General features: G+C 73.7%; 16 protein-coding genes. 10 read left to right on the forward strand and 6 right to left on the reverse strand.

Annotated elements, in window-relative coordinates; all coding sequences use genetic code 11:
• Complete coding sequence (gene galK / locus ACIBST_RS27440; protein ID WP_397175700.1) at positions 1-1,113, reverse strand: galactokinase; 1,113 nt, start codon at positions 1,111-1,113, stop codon at positions 1-3.
• A 43-nt stretch (positions 1,114-1,156) separates the two neighbouring features.
• On the opposite strand from galK, the gene ACIBST_RS27445 reads away from it, so the two are divergent.
• Entirely contained in the window at positions 1,157-1,993 is an 837-nt protein-coding gene (locus ACIBST_RS27445; protein WP_397175702.1) for a 1-aminocyclopropane-1-carboxylate deaminase/D-cysteine desulfhydrase, read from the forward strand.
• Here ACIBST_RS27445 and ACIBST_RS27450 read toward each other — a convergent pair.
• From ACIBST_RS27450 to ACIBST_RS27460, 3 genes are all read right to left on the reverse strand, one after another.
• Complete coding sequence (locus ACIBST_RS27450) at positions 1,927-2,598, reverse strand: DUF6766 family protein (protein WP_397175704.1); 672 nt, start codon at positions 2,596-2,598, stop codon at positions 1,927-1,929. The two genes, ACIBST_RS27445 and ACIBST_RS27450, sit on opposite strands and share 67 nt — an antisense overlap.
• A 79-nt stretch (positions 2,599-2,677) precedes the next feature.
• Positions 2,678-3,058: a hypothetical protein gene (locus tag ACIBST_RS27455; protein ID WP_397175705.1), complete on the reverse strand. Its 381-nt coding sequence runs from the start codon at positions 3,056-3,058 to the stop codon at positions 2,678-2,680.
• A gap of 49 nt (positions 3,059-3,107) precedes the next feature.
• The gene (locus tag ACIBST_RS27460) at positions 3,108-3,653 is read right to left on the reverse strand and encodes a hypothetical protein (protein WP_397175707.1); all 546 of its coding nucleotides are present in this window, start codon (positions 3,651-3,653) and stop codon (positions 3,108-3,110) included.
• Between the two features lie 113 nt (positions 3,654-3,766).
• On the opposite strand from ACIBST_RS27460, the gene ACIBST_RS27465 reads away from it, so the two are divergent.
• Genes ACIBST_RS27465 through ACIBST_RS27480 form a run of 4 tightly spaced genes read left to right on the forward strand, consistent with a single transcriptional unit; the run spans position 3,767 to position 8,126 of the window.
• Complete coding sequence (locus ACIBST_RS27465; RefSeq protein WP_397175708.1) at positions 3,767-4,498, forward strand: TetR/AcrR family transcriptional regulator; 732 nt, start codon at positions 3,767-3,769, stop codon at positions 4,496-4,498.
• Positions 4,495-6,972, forward strand: coding sequence for a PEP/pyruvate-binding domain-containing protein (locus ACIBST_RS27470; RefSeq protein ID WP_397175709.1), 2,478 nt, complete (start codon positions 4,495-4,497; stop codon positions 6,970-6,972). Before ACIBST_RS27465 ends, ACIBST_RS27470 begins: the two co-directional genes overlap by 4 nt.
• 49 nt (positions 6,973-7,021) lie before the next feature.
• Positions 7,022-7,168, forward strand: a complete 147-nt coding sequence (locus ACIBST_RS27475) for a hypothetical protein (RefSeq protein ID WP_397175711.1) — start codon at positions 7,022-7,024, stop codon at positions 7,166-7,168.
• 25 nt (positions 7,169-7,193) lie between these two features.
• On the forward strand, positions 7,194-8,126 hold the full coding sequence (locus tag ACIBST_RS27480; protein ID WP_397175713.1) for a phosphotransferase: 933 nt from the start codon (positions 7,194-7,196) through the stop codon (positions 8,124-8,126).
• Between the two features lie 118 nt (positions 8,127-8,244).
• On the opposite strand, the gene ACIBST_RS27485 is transcribed toward ACIBST_RS27480, so the two are convergent.
• Together ACIBST_RS27485 and ACIBST_RS27490 are read right to left on the reverse strand one after the other, a co-directional pair.
• Positions 8,245-10,227, reverse strand: coding sequence for an amino acid transporter (locus ACIBST_RS27485; protein ID WP_397175714.1), 1,983 nt, complete (start codon positions 10,225-10,227; stop codon positions 8,245-8,247).
• 82 nt (positions 10,228-10,309) lie between these two features.
• The gene (locus ACIBST_RS27490; RefSeq protein ID WP_397175716.1) at positions 10,310-11,281 is read right to left on the reverse strand and encodes a PP2C family protein-serine/threonine phosphatase; all 972 of its coding nucleotides are present in this window, start codon (positions 11,279-11,281) and stop codon (positions 10,310-10,312) included.
• Between the two features lie 138 nt (positions 11,282-11,419).
• Between ACIBST_RS27490 and ACIBST_RS27495 the strand changes: the two genes are divergently transcribed.
• The 5 genes from ACIBST_RS27495 (at position 11,420) to ACIBST_RS27515 (ending at position 18,404) form a co-directional block, all read left to right on the forward strand.
• Entirely contained in the window at positions 11,420-13,525 is a 2,106-nt protein-coding gene (locus tag ACIBST_RS27495; protein ID WP_397175718.1) for an ATP-binding protein, read from the forward strand.
• A gap of 131 nt (positions 13,526-13,656) precedes the next feature.
• Positions 13,657-14,871, forward strand: a complete 1,215-nt coding sequence (locus tag ACIBST_RS27500; RefSeq protein ID WP_397175719.1) for a cytochrome P450 — start codon at positions 13,657-13,659, stop codon at positions 14,869-14,871.
• A gap of 237 nt (positions 14,872-15,108) precedes the next feature.
• Positions 15,109-16,053, forward strand: coding sequence for an alcohol dehydrogenase catalytic domain-containing protein (locus ACIBST_RS27505; protein ID WP_397175721.1), 945 nt, complete (start codon positions 15,109-15,111; stop codon positions 16,051-16,053).
• A 3-nt stretch (positions 16,054-16,056) separates the two neighbouring features.
• Positions 16,057-17,349: an alpha-galactosidase gene (gene melA, locus ACIBST_RS27510; RefSeq protein ID WP_397175723.1), complete on the forward strand. Its 1,293-nt coding sequence runs from the start codon at positions 16,057-16,059 to the stop codon at positions 17,347-17,349.
• A complete protein-coding gene (locus tag ACIBST_RS27515; protein ID WP_397175725.1) occupies positions 17,346-18,404 on the forward strand; it encodes an amidohydrolase family protein in 1,059 nt (352 codons plus the stop codon). The genes melA and ACIBST_RS27515 overlap by 4 nt, the downstream gene beginning before the upstream one ends.
• Positions 18,405-18,407: the final 3 nt, after the last annotated feature.

An 18,407-nucleotide genomic window follows, 5' to 3' on the forward strand; every position in this document is an offset into this window, starting at 1 on the left:
TCAGGCCAGGCGGTGGGCGCCCTTGGCGGCGGTGGCGGCCAGGAAACGCGGGGCCTGGAAGCCGCGCTCGGCGTAGGCGGCCGAGACCGACTCGCGCACGCCGTCCAGGCTGTCGTCGGGAACCAGGGCGATGGCCGAGCCGCCGAAGCCGCCGCCGGTCATCCTGGCGCCGCGGGCCCCGCCGCGGAAGGCGGCCTCCACGGCCACGTCGAGCTCGGGCGAGGAGACCTCGTACTGGTCGCGCAGCGACAGGTGGGAGGCGTTGAGCAGGGCGCCGATCTCGGTGACCTTGCCCGCGCGCAGCAGGCCGACCAGGGCCTCGACGCGGTGGTTCTCGGTGACGACGTGCATGACGCGCTTGCGCTCGTCGCCCTGGAGCCGGTCGAGGGCCGCGGCCAGGTCGGTGACGTCGCGCAGGGACGCCACGCCCAGCTTGCGGGCCGCCGACTCGCACTCGGCGCGGCGCTTGGCGTACTCGCCGCCGGCGTGCTCGTGGTGGACCTGGGTGTCGATGATGAGGATGCTCAGGCCCTCGGCGGCCAGGTCGAGGGGGATCCTCCTGGAGCCCAGCGAGCGGCAGTCGAGGAACAGCGCGTGGCCCTCCTCGCACAGCGCCGAGGCGGCCTGGTCCATGATGCCGCACGGCATGCCGACGAAGTCGTTCTCGGCCCGCTGGCTGAGCAGCGCGATCTCCATCGGCGTCAGGCCGAGCCCGTGGACGTCGTTCAGCGCGGAGGCGACGGCCACCTCCAGCGCGGCGCTGGAGCTGAGCCCCGCGCCCTGGGGCACGTCGCCGTCGATCGCGATGTCCGCGCCGGCGACCCGGTCGCCGAGCATGGCGAGCACGCCCACGGCGTAGCGGGCCCAGCCGGTCGCCGCCTCCCTGGCCGGCAGCTCGATCGGGCCGCCGGAGGACTGGAGGGACAGCAGCCGGATCGTCTGGTCGGCGCGCGGGGTGACGGCGGCGCTCACGCCCCACGGCACCGCGAAGGGCAGGACGAAACCGTCGTTGTAGTCGGTGTGCTCGCCGATCAGGTTGACCCGGCCGGGTGCGCGCCAGACCGTCTGGGGATCGGCACCGAAGGCGGCACGAAAAGCTTCAGCAACGCGCATAATCCAACACTCCTCAACAAAGGCCCGACCGTAGACTAGCGCCATGGAGGAGCTCCTGGATCCAGCGCTCGGCCAGGTCCGGGTGTTCCTGATGCACGACGACAACAAGCGGCGCAAGCTCAAGTACAACCTCGGCCATCGGCGGCTGCTCACCTTCGGCGGGGCGTACTCCCATCACATCAGGGCCGTGGCTCAGGCCGGAAGGCTGCACGGCATCGAGACGATCGGGGTGATCAGGGGCGAGGAGCACCTGCCGCTGAACCCCACGCTGGCCTTCGCCGCCTCCTGCGGGATGACCCTCACCTACCTCGACCGCGCCGCCTACCGGCTCAAGCACACGCCCGAGGTGCAGGCGCGGCTGCGGGAGCGGTGGGGTGACGTGACGATCCTGCCCGAGGGCGGCAGCAACGCCGCGGCCGTGCGCGGCTGCGCCGAGCTCCCGCCCGAGATAGACGTCGACTACGACGTCGTCTGCTGCCCGGTCGGCACCGGCGGCACGCTGGCCGGCATCTCGGCCGGGCTGCCCGAGGGCAGGCGGGCGCTGGGCTTCCCGGTGCTCAAGGGGGCCGGCTTCCTGGCCGGCGAGGTGGCCCGGCTCCAGCACGAGACCTACGGCCGCACCTGGACGAACTGGTCGCTCAACCTCGACTACCACTTCGGCGGCTACGCCCGCTCGACCCCGGCCCTCGACCGGTTCGCCGCCGAGCACCGGGTCGAGGGCGTCTACGTGGCCAAGATGCTCTACGGCGTCCTCGACCTGGCCCGGCGGGGGGCGTTCGCGCCGGGCACCCGCGTCGTGGCCGTGCTGACCGGTCAGCCCTCGACGTCCGTGGCCGCGTGCGGGGCGCCGACCGGCTTCGACTCGGGCGAGCCGCGCTGACGCAGGTAGATCGAGAGCACCACCATCGACAGCACGGCCAGCAGCTCCGACTGCCAGTTCTGCAGGCTGCGGTTCCAGAACTCGGCGGAGGTCACGTACTGGCCCCACGAGACGGGGTCGCGCAGGTCGCCGAGCCGTCCGGCGTTGTAGGCCGCCTGGCCCGCCACCGACTGCGCCAGCCACGACAGCACGAAGATGGCCCCCATCACCAGCCCCAGCGAGTTGCTGAACAGCCACAGCCGGGCGCCGCGGGCCCTGGCCCAGGCGGGGGAGTAGCTGGTGGCGTGCGCGTCGACCTGCTGGTCCTCGTCCGACTCGGCGCCGGCGTCCTCCACCTTCTTGGACTCGGGGGAGCCCTTCTGGACGAGCCAGACGGTCAGCATGATGTACAGGAAGAACTGCAAATACTCCGACTGCCAGTTCTCGGCCACGTCCACGGCGAAGTCGGAGGAGGTGACGTACTCGGCGAACGACACCGGGTCGGCGCCCTGGACCAGCTGCAGGTCGTTGAACTGCAGCATGCCCGCCACCGCCTGCCCGCCGAGCGCCAGCAGGAACATGACCAGGAAGGCCAGCGAGAGGGAGTTCTCCTTCAGCCACTTCACAACCGCGCCCACCCGATGGCCAGGAACCAGGCCAGCCCCGCCGCGATGACGAGCAGGGTCAGCGTGAACATCACCCGCATCAGTCCTCCACCTCGCACTCGTAGGGCAGGTCGGGCACGGGCCGGCAGCCCGCGGCCTTGACCCGCCAGCCGTCGTCGAAGCGGTGCAGGAACAGGGTGTCGCCGGCCAGCCGCACCTGGGCCTCCTTGCCCCACACGTTCACCTCGGTGACCGCGCCGCCGGGCCCCAGCTTCAGGTCGCCCAGCGCCTGGGCGCAGGTCTGGCCGCGGTCGGGCAGCTTCTCGGCGGTGGTCCTGGCCAGCAGCCCGCACGCGGCGTCCTCCTGGTGCGCCGTCAGGGCCGCGTGGAACCGCTCGGCCGCGCGGGCGGGGGACGTCGTGTCCACGGCGCAGCCGACGGCCGCCAGGAGGAGCGCCGTCACGACGAACGGAAATCTCATGAGCCTCCCGCTACCCAGGGGGGCGGCGGGCATGCTGGGCCGGTGGGGGCTATCCGAGCTGGTCGAGCACCGGGGCGACCAGCGCGTTGAGCTCGCGGACCAGCACGAGCACGGCCCGGTGGGCACGCTGCTCGACCTCGTCGTGCGGCCCCTCGGGCTCCGGCGGGAGGTCGCCGAGCGGCACGGGCGCCTCGACGAGCAGCGTGGCGCGCAGGAACGGGATGCGCGCGAGGTCCTGCTGGGTCGGCTCGACGTACTGGCCGAAGGTCTCCTGCCAGCCCAGCCAGCCGCGGTCGCGCCACCAGGCGCGCGATCTTGTCAGCTCGGCGGGCAGCGGCGAGACGATCCGGACGCGCGCGAACAGGGTGCCGTCCCAGGTGTTGCGGTGGCAGGTGGCCTCCAGGACGCGGCGGTCCCAGCGCACGTAGCCGGGGGTGAGGGCGGGCGGCGTGGCCAGCCGCCAGGCCGCGCAGGCGAACCTGACCGGCGCGATGTCACCCCACTCGAACTCGTCGAGGTTCTTGCGCACGTGCACGGCGTAGCGCCCGTCACGGTCCCTGTCGAACTCCTGGTCGATCCAGAACGCCTTGCCCATGCCCCCTACGCTACGGCCCGGCGGCGCCTTCCGGCGGCGTACGGGAGATCCGGCCTTGCCGTCGATTACGTGACCGTTTAAGCTCATCTGGTCAAACAATTGGAGGACGACGTATGGCCAGAGCGGGCAGGCCGCCGCAGGACCCCGCGCGGCAGGCCGAGCGCGCCCACCGGATCCTCGACGCCGCCGCCGAGCTGATCCTGCGCTGGGGCTACGACAAGACCACCGTCGACGACGTCGCCAGGCGCGCCGGGGTCGCCAAGGGCACGATCTACCTGCACTGGAAGACGCGCGAGGAGCTGTTCGCCGCGCTGCTGCGGCGCGAGCGGGTGCTCATGCTGGACCGGGTGCGCGAGGCCGCGCCCGCGACCCTCGGCGAGCTGTTCGGCAGCCTGGCCGCGGCGCTGCTGCACCGGCCGCTGCTGCACGCGGTGCTGCTCGACGACTCCGAGGTGCTCGGCAAGCTCACCCGGCTCAAGCGGCAGCGCCCGGCGGCCGGCGGCCTCGAACTCGGCGGCCCCTTCGACGCCTACCTGCGCGAGCTGGTCGGCCTGGGCGCCGTGCGCGCGCAGCCGGCCGAGCACGTCACGGTGATCGGCTCGATCTTCTACGGCTTCATGTTCCTGCCCGGCGCGCAGCCGGAGTCGGAGCGGCTGCCCGACGACCGCGTCGCCGAGCTGCTGGCCGAGACCGTCGAGCGCGCGGTGGGCACCGGGCGCGCGCTGCCGCCCGGCGACGCCGCCGCCGTCGCGCGGGCCACCCTCGACCTCATCGACGCCCTCGCCGACGTCGCCCGGCGCAAACTGGCGACATCCATGAGCCCGGCCAAGGAGCGCGTGCAATGAAGGCAGTCATCCCCCTCGACGACGAAGCCGCCGCCGACCTCGGCACCGCGGGCGGCAAGGGCGCCTCGCTGGCCCGGCTGGCCAGGGCGGGGCTGCCGGTGCCCGGCGGGTTCGTCGTCACGACGCAGGCGTACCGGTCGTTCGTGGCGGCGTTCGGCGACGAGATCGCCAACGGCGGCGACCCCGGCGCGCTGTTCGCCGCGCACGAGATCCCGGCGGGCCTGGCCGAGGCGGTCCGGGCCGCGCACGCCGCGCTCGGCGACGACGTCGCGGTGGCCGTGCGCTCCTCGGCCACCGCCGAGGACCTGCCCGAGCTGTCGTTCGCCGGGCAGCAGGACACCTTTCTCAACATCAGGGCCGACGGCCTGCTGGACGCGGTCCGCCGCTGCTGGGCCTCCCTGTGGAACCCGCGCGCCGTCGCCTACCGCGAGCGCAACGGCGTCCCGCACGACGACGTGGCCCTGGCGGTGGTCGTCCAGGAGCTGGTGGACGCCGACGCCGCCGGGATCATGTTCACCGCCGACCCGGTCACCGGCGCGCGCGACGAGATCGTGGTCAACGCGTCCTGGGGGCTCGGCGAGGCCGTCGTCGGCGGGCAGGTCACGCCGGACACGATCATCCTGTCCGGCGGCCGGGTCACCGGCTCGCGGGTCGCCGACAAGACCGTCATGACCGTGCGCACCGCGGGCGGCACCCGCGAGGAGCCCGTGCCCGCGGAACTGCGCCGCGCTCCCGTGCTCGACCCGGCGCAGGCGGTGGAGCTGGCCGCGCTCGGCGAACGCGTCCAGGCCCTGTACGGCATGCCCATGGACGTCGAGTGGGCCAGGCGCGACGGCACGTTCGCGATCCTCCAGGCCCGCCCGATCACCGGCCTGAAGCCGCAGGTCGAGGAGTGGAACGACAGCCTCAAGGGCGACTACCTGTGGACCGCGGGCAACCTGGGCGAGGCCATCCCCGACGTGATGACGCCGGCGACCTGGTCGTTCGTCCGGATCTTCATCAAGGAGGCCATGTCGGCCTCGGCGCTGCCCGGGTTCGACCTGGTGGGCAACATCGGCGGGCGCTTCTACATGAACCTCAGCGTCGTCCACTCCATCGCCGCCGCCCTGGGCATGCGGCGCAGGCTGGGCGCGGTCGAGCAGGTCTTCGGCAGGCTGCCGGCCGGCCTGGAGGTGCCGCTGGTGCGGCTGTCCCGCTGGGAGATCGTCCGGCGCGTCCTGCCGCTGGCGGTCGACATCCAGCGGCGGGTGCGCCGGAACGTCAAGGACCTGCCGGCCTTCCTCGCCACCTCCCGGCAGCGCTGCGAGGAGCTGCGCGCCCGCGTCGCCGCCACGACGGGTGGCCCCGAGCTGGCCGGCCTGTGGACGTCCGACATCGAACCCCACCTGGTCACCGCCAGCCGCATGCTGGAGGCCGCCGGGCGCCAGGGCGGCGCCACGCTGGTCTGGACCCGCGACCGGCTGCACCGGCTGATGGGCGAGGCGGACGCCGAGGCCATGCTCACCGGCGTCAACGCCGACGGCGAGCTGGCCAGCCTCGGGCCCGTCCTGGGGCTGGGCAGGCTGGCCAGGGGCGAGATCAGCCGGGAGGAGTTCGCGCTGGCCTACGGGCACCGCGGCCCCCACGAGTTCGAGGTCTCAAGGCCCCGGCCAGGCGAGGACCCGGCCTGGATCGACGCCCAGCTCGCCGGCCTTCGCGACCTGCGGGCCGGCACCGAGGCGCTGCTGGCCCGGCAGGAGAAGGCCAGGCAAGAAGCGTGGGCGCGGTTCGCCGCCCGCCACCCCGGCAAGGAGGCCCGGATGCGCGCCCGGGTACGGCGGTGGAACGCGGTCGTCCGCGACCGGGAGAGCGCCCGCTCGGAGAACATCCGGGCCTTCTGGGTGCTGCGGGCGTTCGTGGTGCGCGCCGGGGAGCTGACCGGGCACGGCGACGACCTGTTCCACCTCTACCTGGAGGAGATCCTCGACGTGCTGCGCGGCGACGCCTCCCCCCTCGCCCGGGTCCCGGTCCGGCGGGCCACCCACGAGCGGTACGCCGCGCTGCCGCCGTACCCGACGGTGATCGTCGGCCGGTTCGACCCCGTCCGGTGGGCCGCCGACCCGCGCCGCCGGGCCGACGTCTACGACGCCCGCGGCTTCGACGTCCCGGTCAGCGACACCGTGACCGGGTTCCCCGGCGCGCCGGGCGTGGTCGAGGGCGTGGCCAGGGTCATCGCCGGCCCGGAGGACGGCGACCGGCTGGGGACCGGCGAGATCCTGGTGACGACCCTGACGAACGTCGGCTGGACCCCCATGTTCCCGCGCGCCGCCGCCGTCGTCACCGACATGGGCGCGCCGCTGTCGCACGCCTCGATCGTGGCCCGCGAGCTCGGCATCCCGGCCGTGGTCGGCACCGGCAACGCCACCATGCGGCTGCGGGACGGTGACCGCGTCCGCGTGGACGGCGAGCGCGGCACGGTCGAGTTGCTCCGGTGAAAAGAGTGCGCCAAGTCGGCCGTCCCCCGGCGGCCGGTGTGTTCACTGGATGACCATGATCGAACAGTGGATCCTCGACGACGAGCGCGAGCTCGAAGCGCGCTGCGCCCGCTTCCGCCTCGCCCTGCTGGGCCTCGACCGCGACGCCGCCCAGCCCGACCCCCAGGAGGCCCGGCAACCGGATGACACCACCTGAACAGCACGACCCGCCCGGCCTCCGTATGACACCGCCTGAACAGCACGACCCGCCCGGCCTCCGGACCGACCCGCCCGGGTGGGGCGACCTGCCCGGCGCTCTCGTCCGGGAGGTCGAGCGGCGGCTCGGCCGGGCGGCGGCCGGGTTCGCGGAGCGGCACGGCGGGTTCACCGGCGGCGTGCGCGGCGTGCTCACGCTGACCGGCGGCGGCCGGGTGTTCGTCAAGGCCGTGCCCGCCGGCTCGCAGCACGCGGCCGACCATCGGGCGGAGGCCGTGGTGGGCGCGGCCCTGCCGCCGGGCGTGCCCGCCCCCCGGTTCCTGTTCTCCTGCGAGGCGGCGGGGTGGGTGCTGCTGTGCTCGGAGGTCGCGCCCGGCCGGATCCCGCACGAGCCCTGGCACGACGACGAACTGGCCGCCGCGCTCGCCCTGCTCGCCGCGTGCGCCCGCGAGCTGACCCCGTCCCCGCTGGGCGGCCTGCCCACGCTGGCCGGGCGCATGTCGGGACGCTGCGAGCTGTGGAACACCCTCGACCCCGCCCGCGCCGGAGCCTGGGAACGCGCCCGCCTGCCCCGCCTGGCCGCGGTCGAACGCCACTGGACGGCCCTGGTCACCGGCGGCACGCTGCTGCACTTCGACCCGCGCTTCGACAACATCCTCATCGACCGCGACGGGACCGCCCGCCTGGTGGACTGGGGGCGCGCCTGCACCGGCCCGGCCTGGGCCGACCTGGTCTGCCTGCTGCTCCAGTCGGACCTCGGGCCGCGCGACCCCGAGCGCCTGCTCACCACGCACCCGCTCGGCCGCCGGGCGCCCGCCGAGCAGGTGGACGCCCTCCTGGTCGCCCTCCTCGGCTACTGGACGCGCTCGTCTGCCGCGCCCGCGCCGCCGGCGCTGCGCGACCGGCGCGAACGCTCCCGCCGCGCCACCCTCGCCTGGCTGCGCACCCGCTGGCCCTGACGCGCCCCCGGACCGGCCCGGCGTCGGACACGGCCCCGGATCCGCCCTGGACCGGCCCCGGATCCGCCCTGGACCGGCCCCGGATCAGCCCAGGACCGGCCGGACCGGGCGCGGCCGGTCAGCCGCCGACGTGGATGCCGGGCCGCCGCTGCGGCTCGGGCTCGACCTTGCGGATGATCTCGCGGACGACCGGCGCGGTGTCGCCGCGGCCCAGGATGAGGTAACGCAGCAGGTGGACCATCGGCGAGCCCTCGGCCCACTCGAAGTAGCAGTGGGGCCGCACCCCGGTGCCGTCGCGCAGCGCCAGCAGCACGGCCGCGATGGCGTTGGGCGCGGCCGGGCTCTCCGCGCGCAGCACGCGGTGGCCGTCGACCTCGACGCCGCGCACCCGCAGGACGTCGCTGAAGCTGGACGGGTCGATGACGTCGATCTCCAGGAACAGCACGTCGGCCCGGCCCGGCACCGGGTTCATGGCCCGCTGCTCGCTCTCCTTGGCCAGGTACTCGGCCGCGTCGCCGGGGCCGCGCCGGTTGGCGATGATGTTGAGCGCGCCGTCGTGGTTCAGCGAGTCGGTGACGAACCGGCGCGCGGCCTGGTCGAACTCGATCCGGTCGGCCCGCAGCTCGGTCGTGCGCGACACCCGCGAGATCAGCGAGATCGCGATGATGCCGAGGATGAAGAACGCCGAGATGGTGATGCCGTCGGGCTTCTCCCTGATGTTCTCCACCAGCGCGTAGACCAGCACCAGCGTCAGGACGGCGAAGCCCACGACGGCCGGCGTCTGGCGGTGGCGGACGGCCGAGATGGTCACCGCCACCGCGCCGGAGACCATCATGGCCAGGATGCCGGTGGCGTACGCGCCGGCCTGGGCGTCGACGTCGGCGTTGAAGGCCAGGGTGAGCAGGACGCAGATGGCCGTGTAGACCAGCACGACCGGCCGGACGGCCTTGCCCCACTCGGGCGCCATGCCGTACGAGGGCAGGTAGCGGGGCACGATGTTGATCAGGCCCGCCATGGCCGAGGCGCCGGCGAACCAGAGGATGAGGATGGTGCTGACGTCGTAGACCGTGCCGAAGCCCTCGCCGAGCCGCTCGTGCGCCAGGTACGCCAGCGCCCTGCCGTTGGCCTGCCCGCCCGGCCTGAACTGCTCGGCCGGGATGAGCACGGTCGTGACGAAGCTGGTGGCGATCAGGTAGACGCTCATGATGAGCGCGGCCACGGTCAGCAGCTTGCGGGTGTTGCCGATGCGCGAGCGCAGCCGCTGCCCGGGGTCGTCGCCCTGGGCGGCCACCAGCGGCATCATGCTGACGCCCGTCTCGAACCCGGACAGGCCTAGCACCAGCAGCGGGAAGGCCAGCACCGCCGGGCCGACCAGCCCGGTGAAGCCGCCGCGCCCGTTGAGCAGCGCGTCCGTCCAGCGCGACAGGACCTCCGGGTCGGCCGCCACGTCGGCGAACCCGACGGCCACGACGACCGCGTTGAGCAGCAGGAACAGCGCCACCAGCGGGATGGCGACGCCGACCGCCTCGGTGAAGCCCATCAGGAACACCCCGCCGAGCACCACCAGCAGCACCACGGTGATGATCACCGCGTGCCCGTGCAGGAAGCTCGGGAAGTACGGGTTCTCCAGGATGTGCACCGAGGCGTCGGCGGCCGACAGCGTGATCGTGATGATCCACGACGTGGCCACGAACCCCAGCAGGACCAGCACGAACAGCTTGCCCCGCCAGAACGGCAGCAGGCGCTCCAGCATGGCGACCGACCCCTGCCCGTGCGGGCTCTCCTTGGCCACCCGCCGGTACATCGGCAGCATGCCCAGCAGCGTCAGCGCCACGATGAGCAGCGTGGCCAGCGGCGACAGCGCGCCGGCCGCGAGCGCGGCGATGCCGGGCAGGTAGGCGAGGGTGGAGAAGTAGTCGACGCCGGTCAGGCACATGACCTTCCACCAGGGCTGCGGCTCGCCGTGGCCCTCGGCCGACTCGGGGCCGACCGGCTGGACCTGGTGCCGCAGCAGCCATCGCGCCGCCCCGCTCGAAGGCGGCCCGGTGCGGCCCGCGCTCTCGACCGACTCGGGTATGGCAAGCTCACCGGTACCGCTCACCGGAACTTCCTCTCGGGGACGCCGCCAAAGAACGTCCCCACCTTAGGGGGTCGGATCCGGGCGGCGCCCGGGGCGGTCCTCCCTAGAAGCCGTCCTTGCGGGAGTCGGCGGGAAGTGCGGTGGCGGCCGGGCCGTCCGGCGCGGGACCGGCCGCGCGCTCGGCGGGGTCCGGTGCGGGCACCGGCTGCACCAGCACCAGCGTCAGGTCGTCACGCAGGTCGCCGGCGTGCTCGTCCAGCAGGTCGAGCAGGTTGGGCAGCGCGTGGTCGAGGCCGGGCGCGGCCAGGGCGTGCCGGACGTGCTGGTCGAGCGGGAACTCCACGCCGTCGGCGTCCCTGGCCTCGCTCAGGCCGTCGGTGTAGAGCAGCAGCCGCTGGGACAGGCCGAGCCCGGCGCGGCGCATCCGCGGCTCCGGGCCCAGGCCGAGCGGCGGCGACGGCTCGGGCGGCTCCAGCGCCTCCAGGCGGTGGCCGATGCGCAGGGGAGCCGGATGGCCGCAGTTGACCAGCCGCACCTCGCCGGGCACGAACTCGGCCAGCAGGACGGTCACGAAGTCCTCGTCGCCCAGGTGCGGGACGAGGTCGGCGTCGAGCGCCGTGACCAGCGTCACCAGGTCGGGCGCGTCGGGCGCGTGCCGCCGGAAGGAGGCCAGCACGACCGCGCTCAGCCGGACGGCCTCCATGCCCTTGCCCTTGACGTCGCCGACGATCAGCCGCACCCCCGAGGGCGCGACCAGCGCGTCGTGCAGGTCGCCGCCGATCAGCGCCTGGTCGGTGGCCGAGCGGGTGTGGACGGCCAGGCTCATGCCGCCGAGCCGGGGCGGCAGCGGCCGGACGATCGCCTGCTGGGCCAGGTCGGCGATCTGCCGCACGCGGAACAGCTCGCGCTCCTGGTCGCACTGGAACCGGTAGGCCACGGACGTGAGCCCGGCCGCGGGAGCCAGGACGAGCAGGCCCGTCAGAGGGTCGAAACCCGCGCGCCCGAAGGTGACATAGAGCGCGACAACCCCTTCGACCAGCAGGAACAGCAGGAACCAGCCTCGCTGTGAACGCATGGTGTGTCTCCGGTTATCGGCTTCTTCTTTCCGGACGCGGCGAACAGGGTGAGTAGCTACTTTCTCACTTTTAGTCACGCAGTGCATCAGGTTCCGGCAAGCTGCTGTCACAACTTCATCCGATAGGTGGCGATCACGATGGCAGGTAAGTGGCAGGCGGGCAACCTTCCAGCGGAACTCACGAGCCTGATCGGCCGCGGCGCGGAGCTGGAGCAGGTGCGCAGGGCGTGCCGGCGGTCGCGGCTGGTGACCCTGACCGGGGTGGGCGGCGTGGGCAAGACCCGCCTGGCCCTGCGCGCCGCCGCCGACCTGCGGGCCGACTTCGCCGGCGGCTGCTGGCTGGTCGAGCTGTCGCCGCTGGACGACGGGACCCTGCTGCCGCACGCCATCGCCGAGGCGCTCCGGCTCACCGACCAGACCACCAGGCCCATGTCCGAGGTGCTGGCCGAGCACCTGTTCGGGCGCGAGCTGCTGCTCGTGCTCGACACCTGCGAGCACCTGGTCGGGGCCTGCGCGGTGACCGTCGAGGGGCTGCTCGCGGCGGTGCCCGGCCTGCACGTGCTGGCCACCAGCCGCCGTCCGCTGGAGGTGGACCCCGAGCTGGTGATCGTGGTCGACCCGCTGCCGGTGCCGGCCGCGGGCGCCGCCGCGCCGCTCGGCCACGACGCCGTGACCCTGCTCGTCGAGCGCGCCACGGAGACGATGCCGACCTTCGAGATCACCGACACCAACCGCGACGACGTCGTCCGGCTGTGCCGCAGGCTGGAGGGCATCCCGCTGGCGATCGAGCTGGCCGCGGCCCGGCTGCGCGACCTGCCCCTGGGCCATCTGGCCGACCGGCTGGAGGACCGCTTCGCCACGCTGGAGGACGACCCCGCGCTCACCCAGGAGGCCGACCCGCCCTGGCACCAGGCGCTGCGTACCGCCGTCGGGTGGAGCCACGAGCTGTGCGAGCCCGCCGAGCGGCTGCTGTGGGCGCGGGTGTCGGTGTTCGCCGGGGACTTCGACGCCGAGGCGGCGCGCCGGGTGTGCGCCGACGAGCGGCTGCCCGAGGCCGACATCGGGCTGCTGCTCGACGCCCTGGCCGACGAGTCGATCCTGACCTGGCTGCCGACCGGCTCGGGCGAGCGCTACCGCATGCTCGACACGCTGCGCGAGTACGGCGCGGGCTGGCTGCGCGGCCTCGGCGAGGAGGAGGAGCTGCGCCGCCGGCACCGGGCCCACTACCAGGACCTGGCCGTGCGCGGCGCGGCCGGCTGGCTCGGCGCCGGCCAGCCCGCCTGGTACGACCGGATGGTCGGCGAGCACGACAACCTGCGCGCCGCCCTGGAGAACGCGCTCGGCGAGCGGGACGGCCGGGCCGCCCTCGACCTGGCCGGCACCCTGGCCTTCTTCTGGTACGGCTGCGGCTACGCCAAGGAGGGCCGCCACTACCTGGGCCAGGCCCTGGCGCTCGACCCGGCCCCCGGCCCGGTCCGCGCCCGCGCCCTGTGGGCCGACGGCCTGCTCGCCGCCACCCAGGGGGACGCCGCCGCCGTCGCGGCGCGGGCCGAGGAGTGCGAGGCCGCCGCGGCCGACGACGACGCCTTCGCCGCGCTGTGCGTCAAGGCGCTGCGCTCGTCGGCCGGCGTGATCCGCGGCGACCTGGAGCAGGCCATGGCGGAGTCGGAGCCGGCGTACGCGATGCGCTGGAACGGCGAGGAGCTGACGATCGCCGGGCTGCTGGCGCTGATGTGCCGGGCGGTCGCGCACACCGTCGCCGGCCGGATCGAGGAGGCGATCTCGGTGCTGGAGGACCTGCGCGCCCTGTGCGACCAGCAGGGCGAGCAGGCCATGCGCTCCCACGGCGACCTGCTGCGCGGCCAGGCCGAGCTGGCCCGCGGGCAGGTGGCGGCGGCCGTCGCCTACGGGCAGGCGGCGTTGCGCACCAAGCGAAGGCTGCACGACGACTTCGGCATCGGGCTGACCGTCGACCTGCTGGCGCTCGGCGCGGGTGCCGCGGGCCGGCCGGAGCGGGCGGCCCGGCTGCTGGGGCTGGCGCAGCGGATCTGGAGCAGCCACGGTCAGGCGCAGGCCAGCGTCCCGGCCTGGGTGGCGGCCCGGCAGGAGTGCGAGCGGCAGGCGCGCGAGGCCCTGGGCGACGACGCGTACGGGTCGGCGTTCCGCGCCGGGTTCGACGGCGAGGTCGACGCCGGGATCGCGTACGCGCTCGAACCCGAGGGGGAGGGGCTGCCGAACGTGTGAGACCACCGATCCTGGGGCTCCGACGTGGCGGAGGAGGCAGATGTTGCCTGCCTGGCGGTGACAACCTCACCCCTTGGATCCATCGGCGTTACCACGGAGAGTGGGGAGACATCCGTACATGGGAGGCTGCATTGGACACCGCGCCACTTCCGTTCCCGGTTCCCGGCGAGCGGACGTCCGAGACGATCCGCCGCCTGCGGGACGAGCACGGACCGGTCCTGCCCGTCCTGCTGCCGGGGGAGGTGAACGGCTGGCTGGTGACCTCCTACGAGGCGACGGACGAGGTGCTGGCCAACGACGAGGCCCTCTACAGCAAGGACGCCAGGAACTTCACCGGCCTGCATGACGGCACCGTCCCCGCCGACTGGCCGCTGCGCCAGGTCATCGAGGGCGACCACCTGCTGACCAAGGACGGCGCCGACCACCGGCGGCTGCGCAGCCTCATCAACCGCGCCTTCACACCGGCCCGGGTGGCCGCGCTGGCGCCGCGCGTCCAGGAGATGACCGACGAGCTGCTCGACCGCATGGCCGGGCGGGACGGCGAGGTCGATCTCGTGCATGCCTTCAGCGAGCCGCTGCCGGTCGCCGTGATCTGCGAGCTGTTCGGCGTCCCGCAGGAGGAGCGGACGCAGATCCGCGAGTGGACGGGGGTGATGTTGTCGCACGCCGCCGCCCCCGACGAGGTGAACGCGGCGGCCGGGTCGCTGCTCGGCTACCTGGCGGCCTTCATCGCGCGCCGCCGCCGCGAGCCGGCCGACGACCTGACCACCGGCCTGATCCGCGCCAACGAGGACGACGGCGGCCGCCTGTCCGACAACGAGCTGCTGTGGATCCTGTGGGTCGTGCTCGTCGCCGGTCACGAGACGACCGTGCACCTGATCGCCAAGGCGGTGGTGGCCCTGTGCGCCGACCCCGCCCAGCTCGACCGCGCCCGTACGGAGGACGCGTGGGAGCAGGTGGTGGAGGAGGCGCTGCGCAGCCGCAACTCGGTCGTCGGCCTGGTCTTCCGCTACGCGCTCAAGGACGTCACGGTCGCCGGCACGACGATCCCGGCCGGGCAGCCCATCGTCGTCGGGCTCACCGGCGCGGGCACCGACCCGGCCCGCTACGGCCCGGACGCCGGCCGCTTCGACCTTGGGAAGGCCAAGGAGGGGCATCTGGGCTTCGGCCGGGGCCCGCACTTCTGCCTGGGGGCGCCGCTGGCCCGGCTGGAGGCCAGGATCGCGCTGTCGTCGCTGTTCGGCAGGTTCCCGGGGCTGCGGCTGGCGGTCCGTCCCGAGGAGATCGCCTACACGGCGTCGATCATCACCGAAGGGCCGCTGGCGGTGCCCGTGCTGCTGCGCTGATTCTGCCTGTCAAACCGTCTTTCCGTGATTCGGAACAGGGCGGCCGGGAGCGGGGACGCAGTCCTCGACCCGGCCGCTCCTGCTGTGCCAGGTGCGGTGATGCCGCCCCACTCCGCTCGGCCTCTTGACATGATCTTCGCCGCAATGGTCTCCTAGCGCCAGTTCGGAATTGCATTCCTTATGACGGAACAGGACGGGGATCTCCATGGAACGCGCGCATTCGACCGGCCGGCCCTCGTGAGGGCTCTCGTCTTCACCGCACCCGGCGTCGTGGAGCAGCGGGACGTGCCCGAGCCCGTGGCCGGGCCCGACGAGGTGCTGGTGCACGTGGTCGCCTCCGGCATCTGCGGCAGCGAGCTGCACGGCGTGAAGACCCCCGGGTTCCGGGTGCCGCCGCTGGTCATGGGGCACGAGTTCGCCGGGCGCACCGACGACGGGCGGCCGGTGACGGTCAACCCGATCCTGTCGTGCGGCGCGTGCGACGTGTGCCTGCTCGGGCGGCCCAACGTGTGCAGGAAGCGGCAGATCATCGGCGTGCACCGGCCGGGCGCCTTCGCCGAGCGCGTCGCGGTGCCGGCCGCGTCCGTGGTGCCGCTGCCCGACGGGCTCGGCTGGACCGCCGCGGGCGTGGTGGAGCCGGCCGCGAACGCCGTGCACGCCTGGGGGCTGGCCGGGCGGCCGGCCGGGGCGCGGGTGGGCGTGATCGGCGCCGGGGCCATCGGCCTGGCCTGCCTGCTCACTGCCCTGTCCGGCGGCGCGGCCGGCGTGGAGGTGGCCGACCGCTCGCCCGAGCGGCTGGCCGTCGCCGCGGAGCTCGGCGGCGTGGCGGCGGGCGCCGAGCTGACCGGCGAGTACGACGTGATCTTCGACGCGGTCGGCGCCGCCTCCACCCACGAGCAGTCCCTGTCCCGGCTGCGCCCCGGCGGCGTGGCCGTCTGGCTCGGCCTGGCCGACCACGTGGCCGGGTACGACGCCGCCGACCTGGTGCGCGGCGAGAAGCGCGTGCTGGGCTCGTTCGCCTACGACGCGGCCGACTTCGCCGCGGCCGTCGACCTGGCCGGCCGCTGGGACCTGAGCTGGGTCCGGACCTTCCCCCTGGAAGAGGGCGCCGAGGTCTTCACCCGGCTGATGAACGGCCAGGCCACCCCCGTCAAAGCCCTGCTGACCCCGGAATCGAGGTAATCCATGGCCCGCATCGTCCTGGTGGGCGCCGGCAGCATCACGTTCGCCAAGAACCTTCTCTCCGACATCCTGACATTTCCGGAACTGTCGGAGTCCACCATCGTGCTCCACGACATCGACAGGGCCCGGCTCGACACCGCCGCGGCGATGGCCCGCTGGATGGTCGCCGAGCTGGGCATCGGCGCCAGGATCGAGGCGCACGCCGACCGCCGGCCCGCCGTCGAGGGCGCCGACTACGTGATCAACGAGATCGCGGTGGGCGGACTGGAGGCGGTCCGGCGCGACCTGGAGATCCCCGCCGCGTACGGCGTGCGCCAGACGATCGGCGACACCCTGGGCATCGGCGGCATCTTCCGCGCCCTGCGCACGATCCCCGTCATGGTCGGCATCGGCGACGACCTGGCCGAGCTCGCCCCCGACTCGGTGCTGTTCAGCTACACCAACCCGATGTCGATGATCCCCTGGTCGGTCTACGCCGGAACCCCGTTCAAGAACGTCGTGGGCGTCTGCCACGCCGCCCGCGACACGCAGAGCACGCTGGCCGCCATGGTCGGCGTCCCGGAGGAGGAGATCTCCTTCCTCACCGCGGGCGTCAACCACCAGGCGTTCGTGCTGCGCTTCGAGCGCGACGGCGAGAACCTCTACCGGCGGCTCGACGAGCTGATCGAGCAGGACCCCGAGCTGCGGCGGAGGGTGCGCGTGGAGGTCTACCGCAACTTCGGCTACTTCCCGACCGAGTCCTCCGAGCACGGCTCGGAGTACCTGCCGTGGTTCCTGCCGCACGCCGAGGAGGTCGAGCGGTACCGCATCCCGATCAACGTCTACCTGGAGTGGCTGGCCGAGGGTTACGAGGAGTACGAGCAGTACAAGAGCTCGCTGGAGGCCGGCCGGGGCGTGCCGATCGAACGCGGCGACGAGCTGGCCTCGCTGGCCATCCACTCGATGGAGACCGGCGCCCCCAGGCTGATCCACGGCAACGTGCGCAACGGCGGCCTGATCTCCAACCTGCCCCCTGAGGCCACCGTCGAGGTGCCCTGCCACGTCGACGGGTCCGGGGTGCGGCCGCTGCCCGTCGGCGAGCTGCCCGCCCAGGTCGCCGCACTCAACCGGGCCTTCCTCAGCGTCGGCGAGCTGACCGTCAAGGCGGCCCTGGAAGGGCGGCGCGACCACGTCTACCAGGCCGCGCTGCTCGACCCCAACACCGCCGCCACCCTGCCGGTCCGCAAGGTCCGCGAGCTGGTGGACGCCCTCATCGAGGCCCACGGCGACCTGCTGCCCGAAGGCATCAGGAAGTGACCCTGCCCGACGCCGGCCTGCCGCTGTCCCGCTACCGTCCGGTGTCGCAGCTCCGGGTGGCCGTGCACGAGGTCGGCCGGGCCCGGCTGCCCGTGGTGGACGCCCACATCCACCTCGGCCGCTGGCTGACCGAGGACGGCGGCTGGATGGTCGGGGACGTCCCCGCCCTGATCGGCATGATGGACGAGCTCAACCTGCGCGGCATGGTCAACCTCGACGGCCGCTGGGGCCGGGAGCTGGCCGAGAACCTCGAACGCTACGACGCCGCCCATCCGGGCCGGTTCGCCACGTTCTGCCACGTCGACTGGTCCGAGACCGCGACGCCCGGCTTCGGCGAGCGGCTGGCCGCCCAGCTGCGCCGCTCGGTCGCCGAGGGCGCGGCCGGGCTGAAGGTGTGGAAGGACGTCGGGCTGCGGGTGCGCGACCACCGGGACGAGCTGGTCATGCTCGACGACCCCCGGCTGGACCCGCTGTGGGCCGCCGTGGGGGAGGCGGGCGTCCCCATCGCCCTGCACACCGCCGACCCGGTCGCCTTCTTCCAGCCCGTGGACGAGCGCAACGAACGCCTCGAACTGCTGGCCGCCCGGCCCGACTGGAACTTCTCCGGGCCGCGGTTCCCGCCGTTCGAGCGGCTCATGGAGGCCATGGAGTCGATGGTGGCCCGGCATCCGGCCACGACGGTGATCGGGGTGCACGCCGGGTGCTGGCCGGAGAACCTGGGGTTCGCCGGCCGGATGCTGGACGCGTACCCGAACTTCCACATCGACATCGCGGCGCGCGTCGCCGAGCTGGGACGCCAGCCGCGCGCCGCGCGGGCGCTCCTGCTCCGCCACCCCGGCCGGGTGCTGTTCGGCACCGACGAGATCCCGCCGCACCCGGACGTCTACCGGATCCACTTCCGGTTCATGGAGACCGACGACGAGGCGTTCGCGCACTCCCTCGACGACCCGCCGCTGATGGGCCGGTGGACGATCTCCGGGCTCGACCTGCCCGGCGACGTCCTGGAACAGGTGTACGCGGGCAACGCGCTGCGGCTCGTGCCCCGGCTGGCCTGACCG

It is taken from the genome of Nonomuraea sp. NPDC049684 (assembly GCF_044465345.1).
Taxonomy (GTDB): domain Bacteria; phylum Actinomycetota; class Actinomycetes; order Streptosporangiales; family Streptosporangiaceae; genus Nonomuraea.